12 protein-coding genes and 1 other annotated feature are annotated in these 10,175 nt (G+C 64.2%); of the genes, 5 read left to right on the top strand and 7 right to left on the bottom strand.

Features of this window, described 5'->3' with window-relative positions; genetic code table 11:
- Window positions 1-246: 246 nt before the first annotated feature.
- The gene (locus GXZ33_RS09605) at window positions 247-1,911 is read right to left on the bottom strand and encodes a choice-of-anchor I family protein (protein ID WP_291340815.1); all 1,665 of its coding nucleotides are present in this window, start codon (window positions 1,909-1,911) and stop codon (window positions 247-249) included.
- A gap of 157 nt (window positions 1,912-2,068) precedes the next feature.
- On the opposite strand from GXZ33_RS09605, the gene ilvA reads away from it, so the two are divergent.
- Window positions 2,069-3,364, top strand: a complete 1,296-nt coding sequence (ilvA, locus tag GXZ33_RS09600) for a threonine ammonia-lyase IlvA (RefSeq protein ID WP_291340814.1) — start codon at window positions 2,069-2,071, stop codon at window positions 3,362-3,364.
- Here ilvA and GXZ33_RS09595 read toward each other — a convergent pair.
- The 3 genes from GXZ33_RS09595 to GXZ33_RS09590 are packed head-to-tail and all read right to left on the bottom strand — an operon-like array spanning window position 3,361 to window position 4,292.
- Window positions 3,361-3,642: a transposase gene (locus tag GXZ33_RS09595; RefSeq protein WP_291340813.1), complete on the bottom strand. Its 282-nt coding sequence runs from the start codon at window positions 3,640-3,642 to the stop codon at window positions 3,361-3,363. The genes ilvA and GXZ33_RS09595 overlap by 4 nt on opposite strands.
- A gap of 19 nt (window positions 3,643-3,661) precedes the next feature.
- Window positions 3,662-3,823, bottom strand: a complete 162-nt coding sequence (locus GXZ33_RS12660) for a hypothetical protein (RefSeq protein ID WP_363237211.1) — start codon at window positions 3,821-3,823, stop codon at window positions 3,662-3,664.
- A 49-nt stretch (window positions 3,824-3,872) separates the two neighbouring features.
- Window positions 3,873-4,292, bottom strand: coding sequence for an IS5 family transposase (locus tag GXZ33_RS09590; protein WP_291340812.1), 420 nt, complete (start codon window positions 4,290-4,292; stop codon window positions 3,873-3,875).
- Between the two features lie 281 nt (window positions 4,293-4,573).
- On the opposite strand from GXZ33_RS09590, the gene GXZ33_RS09585 reads away from it, so the two are divergent.
- Both GXZ33_RS09585 and GXZ33_RS09580 read left to right on the top strand, forming a co-directional pair.
- Window positions 4,574-4,894, top strand: coding sequence for a TspO/MBR family protein (locus GXZ33_RS09585; RefSeq protein ID WP_291340811.1), 321 nt, complete (start codon window positions 4,574-4,576; stop codon window positions 4,892-4,894).
- 577 nt (window positions 4,895-5,471) lie between these two features.
- Window positions 5,472-5,675: a cold-shock protein gene (locus GXZ33_RS09580; RefSeq protein WP_291340810.1), complete on the top strand. Its 204-nt coding sequence runs from the start codon at window positions 5,472-5,474 to the stop codon at window positions 5,673-5,675.
- Window positions 5,676-5,774: 99 nt separating this feature from the next.
- On the opposite strand, the gene GXZ33_RS09575 is transcribed toward GXZ33_RS09580, so the two are convergent.
- Genes GXZ33_RS09575 through GXZ33_RS09565 form a run of 3 tightly spaced genes read right to left on the bottom strand, consistent with a single transcriptional unit; the run spans window position 5,775 to window position 8,188 of the window.
- On the bottom strand, window positions 5,775-6,332 hold the full coding sequence (locus tag GXZ33_RS09575; protein WP_291340809.1) for a TetR/AcrR family transcriptional regulator: 558 nt from the start codon (window positions 6,330-6,332) through the stop codon (window positions 5,775-5,777).
- A 33-nt stretch (window positions 6,333-6,365) separates the two neighbouring features.
- Complete coding sequence (locus GXZ33_RS09570; RefSeq protein WP_291340808.1) at window positions 6,366-7,043, bottom strand: ABC transporter ATP-binding protein; 678 nt, start codon at window positions 7,041-7,043, stop codon at window positions 6,366-6,368.
- Window positions 7,040-8,188: an ABC transporter permease gene (locus GXZ33_RS09565; protein ID WP_291340807.1), complete on the bottom strand. Its 1,149-nt coding sequence runs from the start codon at window positions 8,186-8,188 to the stop codon at window positions 7,040-7,042. Before GXZ33_RS09565 ends, GXZ33_RS09570 begins: the two co-directional genes overlap by 4 nt.
- Window positions 8,189-9,105: 917 nt before the next feature.
- On the opposite strand from GXZ33_RS09565, the gene GXZ33_RS09560 reads away from it, so the two are divergent.
- Together GXZ33_RS09560 and GXZ33_RS09555 are read left to right on the top strand one after the other, a co-directional pair.
- Window positions 9,106-9,417 (top strand): transposase, encoded by a 312-nt coding sequence (locus tag GXZ33_RS09560; RefSeq protein ID WP_291340806.1) that lies wholly within the window; start codon window positions 9,106-9,108, stop codon window positions 9,415-9,417.
- Window positions 9,378-9,506, top strand: a sequence feature (AL1L pseudoknot). Its footprint overlaps the gene before it by 40 nt.
- A partial coding sequence (locus tag GXZ33_RS09555) for an IS3 family transposase (RefSeq protein WP_291340805.1) occupies window positions 9,420-10,175 on the top strand: 756 nt, incomplete at its 3' end. Its footprint overlaps the feature before it by 87 nt.

The following is a 10,175-nucleotide window of genomic DNA, read 5'->3' as shown; positions in this document are numbered from 1 at the left end:
TTCTCGTCCTCGTCGACGTCCGGGGTGGTGGTGTCGGTGGTGGACGAGAGGGAGGACAGCGAGGACAGCGAGGAGATGTCCTGGCCGGTCTCCTCAGCGTGTACCGGGGCGACCAGGGCCAGGGTGGTGCTGGCTGCGGCAACCAGGGCAACGGAGAGACGACGACGGATCACAGGAGAACTCCTTGAGGGGGGAAATGTTTGATCGCTGATAGAACTTAGCAGCCACGCCCTCGCAGCGCGAGGGTTATCCGCGGGAGGACAGCGAGGACAGGGAGGACAGGGCCGGGTCGGTGGCGGTGGTGATCTCGAAGATCGTGGTGGTGCCGGAGACCTCGTTGCCCACGATGACCAGGTTCTCACCGTTCGGGGAGTCGGCGGCCGGGACGAAGACCAGGCCCTCGGCACCGAGGTCGCCGGCCTGCGGGGAATCGGCCGGGGCGGTGAAGTCACGGTTGTTGACGTAGGTGACGAAAGTGGCGCCGGCCGGGTCCGTCACGTCGTAGACCATGATGCCGCCGATGCGCTCGAGGCCGATGAAGGCGTAGGTGCGATCGTCGATCTCGCCGAGGGTGACGCCCTCCGGCTCCGGGCCCTTGTCGTCGGAGCGGCCCTCGAGGTTCGCCTCACGGTGGTTGGAGTTGAAGTACTCTGGGCTGGCCAGCGCGGTGATCTGCTCGAACTGGTCATCCGAGTTGAACACCCGGTTGCCGTCCTGGTCGACGATGGAGAAGCCGCGGGCACCGAAGGAGTGGATCTCCGTATGGCACTCCCGCTCCTCGTCGTAGCCGTCGGCGGTGGTGACGGTCAGGCGGCCGAGGTTCTCGTCCTTCTGCAGCTCGGCGATCTCCTCGGGGGTCATCCCCTGGAAGTCCTCGCACAGCGTGAGGTTCTTCACGCGGGACTCCTCGGAGTAGGCGTCCCAGTCGCGGGCGTCACCCTCGTTGGCGGTGACGATGTATGTGACGCCACCGACCTCGTAGGAGGCGATGGAGTCGGGCATGAGGTGACCCTTGACCGGCCAGGTGGTGATGTTGATGCTGCCGTCACGGTCGGAGACGTCCAGCGGGACGACCGAGTGGTCGACGGTGCCCAGCGGCAGGATGTCGGTGACGGTGGCGGTGGCGATGTCGACCACCGCGAGCGCGTTGTTCTCCTGCAGGGAGACGTAGGCGGTGCCGCCCTGGACGGTGATGTACTCCGGCTCGAGGTTCTGGGCGACGGTGCCTTCGGGTCCGAAGACGCGCACCCCCTCCGGGAGGGCGCCCGGGGCGTTGTAGGCGCGGAAGTCGGCGGTGCGGACGTCGGCGTCGGTGGCGGCGGTGACGGTCTCCGGCAGGGAGACGACGGAGACGGAGCCCTCCGGGTCGACGGAGTAGTCCGTGGCCGGCTCACCCTCGTTGGCGACCAGCGCGTAGGCGCCGTCCTGCGTGATGGTCACCATGTCGGGCAGGGCACCGACGGTGACCTCACCGAGGGGGACCGGCTGCTCGGCGGCGGCGTCGAAGAACAGCAGCGTGCCGGCGTCGGTCTTGGTGGCCGGCTCGACGGTGGCCACCGCCAGGCCGTCGGCACGCACGTCCACGGAGTTGATGGTGGTCCCGGCGCCGCCGTCGACGGAGGCGACCTTGACCGGGGTGGTCGGGTCGGAGATATCGAGGATGTCGATCTGGCCGGACTGCGCGTTGACGGTGAGCACGCGCTGGGAGGCGGCGTGGTGGGCGACGATCTCTGCCGCGGACCCCTCGAAGATACCGGTCTCGTAGGTGCCGATCGGGGCCAGCGAGAGGGCTGCACCCGGTGCCGAGTGGACGACGGGGTCGTCGACGATGGCGGCGTGGGCCGGGGCGAGAAGAGAGACGCTGGTGGCGAGTGCCGCGCAGAGGGCGACAGCGGAACGGCGGAGAGACACGGAAGAGCTCCTGTGGTGGGGATGGGGAACAGACCGTGAGACATGATGGGCCAGTGACATGACACTGATCTCAACTCCGGGCCACCTGCAGATGAACAGTCGGTGAAGTGGGTTGCGACACCGTGGCGGGTGGACAGGGGGACTACACTGATTCCCCATGAGTGACACCCGGTCTGCCGTAACCACCTTCGAGCCTGTCCGCGCCTCGGACATTCAGCTGGCGCAGGCACGGATCTCCTCCGTCATTGAGCCCACCCCGCTGCAGTACTGCCCCCGCCTGTCCGAGGAGACCGGCTGCGAGGTGTACCTCAAGCGCGAGGACCTGCAGGACGTGCGTTCCTACAAGATCCGTGGCGCCTACTACGCCATGGCCAACCTCAACGAGCAGCAGCGGGACGCGGGCATCGTCGCGGCGTCGGCAGGCAACCATGCGCAGGGTGTCGCCTACGCCTGCCGCACGATGGGCATCCGGGGCCGCATCTTCGTCCCCAACCAGACGCCGAAGCAGAAGCGCGACCGCATCATGGTCCACGGCGGTGACATGGTGGAGCTGGTCGTCACCGGCAACAACTTCGACGAGGCCGCCGAGGCCGCGCGTGCCGACGCCGCCGAGCGCGGCGCCACCATGATCGAGCCCTTCGACGCCCGCGACACCGTCATCGGTCAGGGGACCATCGCGGCGGAGATCCTCACGCAGCTCACGTCCATCGGCAAGTCCCTCGACACGGTGCTCGTGCCGGTCGGCGGCGGTGGCCTCCTGGCCGGTGTCGCCAGCTACCTCGCCGACATGGCGCCGCGCACCGCGATCGTCGGCGTCGAGCCGGGCGGTGCCGCCTCCCTCCAGGCCGCCCTGCGTGCCGACGCCCCCGTCACCCTCTCCGCGGTCGACCCCTTCGTCGACGGCGCCGCCGTCAAGCGCATCGGTGACCTGCCCTTCGACATCATCGAACGCAACAAGGGCCGCATCCACGTCATGGACGTCTCCGAGGGCGCCGTGTGCACCGAGATGCTCGACCTGTACCAGAACGAGGGCATCATCACCGAGCCCGCCGGTGCACTGTCGGTCACGGGCCTGAAGGAGATGAAGCTCCAGCAGGACTCCATCGTGGTGTGCATCATCTCCGGCGGCAACAACGACGTGCTGCGCTACGCCGAGATCATGGAGCGCTCCCTGGTGCACCGCGGCCTCAAGCACTACTTCCTGGTGAACTTCCCGCAGGAGCCGGGCCAGCTGCGTCACTTCCTCAACGACATCCTCGGCCCCGACGACGACATCACCCTCTTCGAGTACCTCAAGCGCAACAACCGTGAGACCGGTGCCGCGCTCGTCGGCCTCGAACTGGGCCGGGCGAGTGACTTCGACCCGCTGCTCGAGCGGATGAACGCCTCGCGCATCGACTGCCAGCACCTCAAGCCGAACACGCCGGAGTACGAATACCTGGTCAACACCTAGGGCGTGTCTCCTAAAGCCTTGAGCCAGGTAATCACGGCACACAGCACGACGGCACCGCGGTAAACCACGGCGAGCTTGTCATACCGGGTGGCCAACCCGCGCCACTGCTTGGCCAGCGAAAACGCGCGCTCGACAACATTTCGGCCCTTATATGCTTCCTCGTTGAAGGCCGGCGGGCGCCCGCCCTTGCTGCCCTTGCGCTTGCGGGCGGCGATACTGTCGCGCTTTTCAGGGATGACCGTGACGATTCCGCGCTCACGCAGGTGACTGCGGATCACACCCGTGGCGTAGCCACGGTCAGCCAGGACAACATCCGGGCGAGTCCTCGCCCGCCCCGGGCCCGGGCGGGGGAACGTGGATTTCTTCCAACACGGTCTGCAGCATCGCCCCGTCGTTGCGCTGGCCGCCGGTGACCACCAGCGACAGTGGACGACCGTGCCCGTCGACGCCGGCATGAATCTTGCTCGACAGTCCGCCACGCGACCTGCCGATGCCGTGACCTGCCGGTTCAGTCAGCGCCAGGGGCAGATTCTTGTGATTCGATCGAGCCCCCTGTGTCCTGCTCGGGTCGGGTTGTGTTCGTGGCGTGCTGGTGGGCCCGGGTGATGGAGGCGTCGATGGAGACGTTCCAGTCGATCTTGCCTTCGGCGTCGGCCAGGGTCAGCAGGTAAGTCAGGATCGTGTCCCAGGTGCCGTCGGCGCTGTAGCGGCGGTGGCGTTTCCAGACCGTTTGCCAGGGGCCGTATTCCTCGCGGGGAAGATCCCGCCACGGGATGCCGGTGCGGTAGCGGTAGATGATGCCCTCGACGATGAGCCGACTGTTGCGAAACGGCCGGCCTCGTCGGCCATCGCTGCTGGGTAGGAGGGTCTCAATAGTCTCCCATTGGTGGTCGGTCAGGACGCGAAAACGGCTCTTGGTGTCACTCACCGATCCAGTATCGCCCCGCCAACCAACCTATTTAGGAGACACGCCCTAGTCTTGAGGCATGAGCAACCTCGATACCATCAGCCGTATGAACAACGCCTGGCAGCATCTCGACGCTCGCAGGCAGGCCCGCTGGCGCACCATCGCCACCACCTCGGCGGCCGTCGTCGGTACAGCTGTGATCGGCTCAGTGGCTACTGACACCTCCACCCCCTGGTACCGGTCACTGACCAAACCGGCGATCCAACCCCCCCGCCTGAGCCTTCCCCATCGCCTGGACTGCTTTGTACGCCAGCATCGCCACAGTGGTCGGCCGCAGCCTGGCCGATCTGCAGGAACGCGATGCGCAGGCGGAGTACGCCGAGCTGCAGAAGGCGCTGGCCCTGAACCTGGCACTCAATGCCTCCTGGAGCATCCTCTTCTTCAAGGGGAAGAAGCCCGGACCCGCAACCATTGAAGCCGCCGCCCTGGCCACCTCCAGCGCGGACCTGACCCGACGCGCCATGGCGGTGGACAGGAACCGCGGGGCATTTCTGCTCCCCTATGTCGGCTGGACCACCTTCGCCACGGTGCTCACCGGGGCGATCTGGCGGCAGAACCGCTGAGCCCTGCCCCCTGAGGGTAATGAGGCCACGTCCAGCCCCCGCCGAGTATTCCGGGGAACAACCGCTCCGCCAGGGAAATGAAGAAACACCGCAGCAGTAGGTTTCGGGCGCCCCTGCGCTACGGCCCCGGTCCCCTCGGGGGGCGAATTCAGCGGCAATCAGGAACAAAGCACAAGCGGGCAATGAGATACTCGTCACCTTTGCCCTAAAATCACCCAGCACACCCGCCACCCCATCGCAGCACTCACAGACGCGGGAACTTACTGGTTAAATCGTTATTGGGGCCCTATGGAGACCGTGATCTCCAGACAGTCACCCGCAGATCAGGGGTGCCAGCTTGAACAATTTATGAAGTGCCACTACCGCTGGGGCTCAATACATGGCACACTGAGCCTTGGTCGCGGTTTCTGTGTGCAGTGTTTAGGGGCTCGCAAGAGATATTCACGCGAGCGCCTGGTTTTCCCTAACCCTGCAGTAACTGCGGAAGTTAACGGTTGACGAGGGGTTCCAACGATCCGGACGTCAGTGAATCATGCTGACGCACGTAGCATCACCTCATCAAGAAATAGGTATTAATATGGCACAGGGAACTGTGAAGTGGTTCAACGGCGAAAAGGGCTTTGGTTTCATTGCCCCTAACGACGGATCCGCTGATCTCTTCGTCCACTACTCCGAGATCCAGGGCAACGGCTTCCGTACCCTCGAGGAGAACCAGCCGGTCGAGTTCGAGGTCGGCGAAGGCATCAAGGGCCCGCAGGCTCAGCAGGTTCAGCCGCTCTAAGCTGATCGCTGAATAAAGAATAACCGCCCACCTTACGGTGTGGCGGTTTTTTCATGTCCAAGGACCGAATGTAGGGCCGCTTTTACATCGGCCCTACCTTCATCCTTCCGGTTCCTCCTCCAGCGATGCCCGGGCCATCCGTTGCAACATCCTCGATACCGCCTCGAGGTCCGCGTCTGAATGGGCCACCAGTTCGGCACCGCGCTGGATGGCAGCGTCGATCAGGGGCAGGGAGGCCGGGGAGATACCACCCAGCAGCTTGTGCAGGGTGGGTTCCATATCCGCATGAGCTGCCTGGACACGCTCATCAGCGTAGGCCTCCGGGTGCTGCTGGGCTGCGGTTATCAGCGGGCCATGGGACCCGCCGAGGAACAGCCGGAGAGTGGCGTCAACGTAGACGGCAAGACGATCACCGGGATCATCGCCGGCGCTGGACATCCGATCAGACAGTTCACTGATCCACTCGTCGATAGACATGATCAGCAGTTGGATCAGCAGATCCGTCCGCGAGGTCGCATAAAGGTAGATACTGGATCGGGCGAGACCGACCTCAGCCGCGACGTCGGTGATGGTCGGCATCTGACCTTCACCGGCAACGATGAGCCGTTCTGTCGCGGCAAGCACCGCGCGGTGCTGAACAGCACGGTGTTTCGCCACCGTAGGCTCCGAGATTCTGGGCATATATCGAGCTTAGCCCCTCAGAGTCAGCTGCCCGTCCACCATTTCGTAGACCCGGTCGCAGTACTCAAGAACATCCTGATCATGGGTGACCATCACGCCGGCCACACCAACCTGGTGACATTCCTCTGCGAGCAGGGCCACGATCTCGTGGGAACGGTTACGGTCCAGTGCTGCGGTGGGCTCATCGACCAGCAGCAGTTTCGGGTTGCCGACCAGTGCGCGGGCGATACCGATGCGCTGGCGCTCACCACCGGACAGGGTGGCTGGGCGGTGGTTGGCACGGTGGGACATGCCCACGGCTTCGAGAAGTTCATCGTTGCTGCGTCGGCCGCGGGTACCCATCACGCGGGCCGCCAGCTCCAGCTGGTCGCGGGCTCGCAGCGCTGAGGGCAGGTTGCCGGAGGACTGGAAGACAAAGCCCACGTGCTCCCGGCGGATACGTGCCAGCTCGGCATCGTCGAAACCGGTGATATCTTCGTTCGCGACCTGGACCTGGCCAGAATCGGGGGTCATCAGGGCGCCGGCAACGGCCAGCAGGGTGGATTTTCCGGAACCAGAGGGGCCGACGACAGCGACAAATTCGCCGGGGTGGACGCTCAGGCTCACACCATCGAGGGCATGGACCTGGGAGTCGCCGTCGCCGTAGCTGACGCGGACGTCGTCAAGAATGAGTGCGGGTGTGGTCATCGGTTCTCCCCCAGTGCGGTGAGCGGATCGGTACGGGTGACGCGGAAGACGGCGATGACAGCGCCGATCAGTCCAGCGGCAAACAGCAGGGCCGCGCCACCGAGGATCGGTACGACTTCAGTGGCGTACGGCATGGCGGTGCTCTCCAGCCACAGGCCGAGGCCGACAGCCAGCAGCACACCGGCGGTGATGGATGCGGCGAGGATGATCACGGCCTGGCCCAGGCTGTCACGCAGGAGGTAGCCCTTGGTGGCGCCCATGGCGCGCATCACAGCGATATCACCGGAGCGCTGGATGGTCCAGACCAGGAAGAAGGCGCCGGTGACCAGGGCGGTGATGATGTAGAGGAACCATTCGATCATCGACAGAGTCATCGTCTCGGCGGTATAACCCGGGGAGGATGCGAAACTCTCCTCCAGGGTGCGCACGTCCAGGCCCGAATCAGCGGTGAGCGCTTCAGTGTCTGCGCTTCCCGAGGTCTGGGCGACGATGACGGAGGCCTCACCGTAGGCAGTGGCCGGGGCGGCTTCACCGGCGCGGGCTCCAGCATGGACCTCCTGCCAGACATCCAGCGGCAGGTAGGCGAGAGCAACATGGCCGAAGGTGCGCTGATCCTCCGTGAAACCGATGACGTTGAGTTCGGTCTCCAGGCGGTCAATGGTGATGGTGTCACCGAGGGCGATGCCGGCGTCCTCCAGTGTGGCGGAGACGATGATGTCATGCGCAGTCGGGGTGGGCTCACCCGCGACACGCTGTGCACTCATCGCAGGCAGTCCTTCCGGCGCCAGGAAAGAGTCCGGCTCCAGGCCGACGAGCGTCAGGTCCACCGCGACGGCATCCTGGTTACGTGCGTTGACCAGGGTCAGGCCCATCGGTGTGGCAGTCTCGACGTCATCGATGGCCAGCAGCTCATCGGCTGCGGAGACATCAACGACGGATCGGGTGAAAGCAGAATCTGTTTGCGTGCCATCCTGGAAAGCAATGACGTCAGCGTCCATGGCCTTCAGGCCGGAGACGCCGTCGTTGACCAGGCCGGCGGTAAGTCCGGAGATGATCACGACAAGAATGGACATCAGGCCTAGAACCAGGCCCATGAGAAGAAAACGGGTTCGCGCGAAGAACATGTCGCGCCAAGCTAAGAACATGAGAAGAAGGCTCCCGAGGTTGATCGTGGGGCTACGGTCGCCGCTTATCGACGCCGCGTCACCATCTTAACGACGCAGTGTCGATGAAGTTTCATTCTCCTGCTCAGGGGCCTGTTTGAGGTCTGGGATTCTGAGAACAACGTACGAAAAGTACGGTTTCATAAGTCCTGTTCCGTTGGCGGTGGAGTAGCGCTGTGTCCTATTGATTAGGTGATTCGAACGGTGCTGTTGCAAAGTTGAATCTGTCTGTGGATCCTGTTCCACCGACTATCCATGCCCTTCGGCGTGGTTCCGATTCTAGAAGCGATCTCGGGGCGAGACAGCCCCTCTTCCTGCAGCTCAAGAAGCTCCAGATCGGCCGGAGTCAGCTGGTCTCGAATCTCTTGGGCGATCATATGGCCTGCCACTACATCTGCAATGTCCACTGCGCTTGCAGCAAGATCAAGTGGCCGATCGAAATCCGGATAATGCTGCACGACTTGCTGATGGAGGTCCGCCCGTTGTTGAAACTCCCGCTGTTCCTCAGCAAGCCTCTTAAGGTTCCCTGCTGAGGAGACATGACGTCGCTACTGCGGGAATTGTAGGCACCCCTCAGACGACGCCATCTCTTCTTCACAGCCTGCCCGACATAGTCCGCATCCCCGTAAGACGGCGGCTCACGCAGTTTTCACAGGGAGAAGTCCATAAAGTCCAGCGGGTTGGCGCCCGCAAGAAACGTGTTCGACCCCTCCCCCCACAAGACAGTTGCGGCGGAGGGAGCGATGCCGCGGTGGTTTTATGTCCGTGGCGGAGTCTTCACAGGTGGTCGACCGAGGTAGCCTTCCAACTGCCGAAACCGCAGGTCCATCGAGTTCGGACGCCGGGTGGTTCGCCCCGGGTTTAATGGAGGGTAGGAAATTGGAAAAGGAACCCTACACATGCCCTCGAAGTACACCTCCGAGCTCAAGCAGCGCGCCATAGAACTCGTGCTCCACGCCCAAGCCAGCCCCGACACCGCCCGTGGCGCGATCACCCGCGTCGCCGGCGAGCTCGGGCTGAGCAAAGAAACCCTGCGAGTCTGGGTCCGCACCCACAAACAGTCCGGGACCGACACACCGGCCGAATCAGTCGACCTGGAAGCGGAGAACCGCAGGCTGCGGGCCGAGCTCGCCGAAGCCAAACGCGCCAACGACATCCTGAAGAAGGCCTCGGCTTTTTTCGCGGCGGAGCTCGACCGCCCACAGAAATAGTCGTGCGGTTCATCGACACTTACCGCGTCGAGTTCGGGGTCGAGCCCATCATCCGCGTTCTGGCGACCACCACCGCGAAGATTGCCCTGAGCACCTACTACGCCCATAAATCCCGGCCCCCATCGGCCAGGTCCACCCGAGACAGGCAGATCACCCGGGCGCTGCGCCGCATCTACGAGGAGAATTACTCCTGCTACGGCGCCCGCAAACTCTGGGCAGAGATCAACCGGGAAGGCAGCTTCGGCCATGTCGCCCGGTGCACCGTCGAGCGCCTCATGGCCGCCGAAGGGCTGCGCGGTATCCGGCGACGGAAGAAAAGACCGTCAACCCGCAGCGCCGACGCCGGCGAGTGCCCCGTCGACCTGGTGGAACGGGACTTCGCCGTGACTGCCCCGAATATGCTGTGGGTCGCCGACATCACCTACATTCCCACCGCCCACGGCTGGGTGTATGCGGCGTTCGTCCTGGACGCCTATTCCCGCGAGATCGTCGGCTGGCAGGTCACCAACCACATGCGTGCCTCGCTGGCCCGCGACGCGTTGGACATGGCCCTGTCGGCCAGGCTTCGCGCTGGTGAGGACGTCACGGGGCTGATCCACCACTCGGATAGGGGCGTGCAGTACAGATCCGTGGTCTACGGTGAGTCCCTGGCCGAGTCGAAGGTGGTGGCTTCGGTCGGATCCCGCGGCGACTCCTACGATAACGCGATGGCCGAGGCGTTGAATTCGGTGTTCAAGGCGGAGTTGATCGACCGGCGG

The organism is Corynebacterium sp. (genome assembly GCF_012838985.1).
Classification (GTDB): Bacteria; Actinomycetota; Actinomycetes; order Mycobacteriales; family Mycobacteriaceae; genus Corynebacterium.
Note: the sequence above shows the minus strand (reverse complement) of the source record. Positions and strands in the feature narration are given on the sequence as shown.

What these genes read in the sequence shown, in the direction of transcription:
- GXZ33_RS09560 (WP_291340806.1), top strand. Translation starts at nt 9,106, where the DNA reads ATGCCCTCGAAGTACACCTCCGAGCTCAAGCAGCGCGCCATAGAACTC.
- GXZ33_RS09580 (WP_291340810.1), top strand. Translation starts at nt 5,472, where the DNA reads ATGGCACAGGGAACTGTGAAGTGGTTCAACGGCGAAAAGGGCTTTGGT.
- ilvA (WP_291340814.1), top strand. Translation starts at nt 2,069, where the DNA reads ATGAGTGACACCCGGTCTGCCGTAACCACCTTCGAGCCTGTCCGCGCC.
- GXZ33_RS09565 (WP_291340807.1), bottom strand. Translation starts at nt 8,188, where the DNA reads ATGTTCTTAGCTTGGCGCGACATGTTCTTCGCGCGAACCCGTTTTCTT.
- GXZ33_RS09570 (WP_291340808.1), bottom strand. Translation starts at nt 7,043, where the DNA reads ATGACCACACCCGCACTCATTCTTGACGACGTCCGCGTCAGCTACGGC.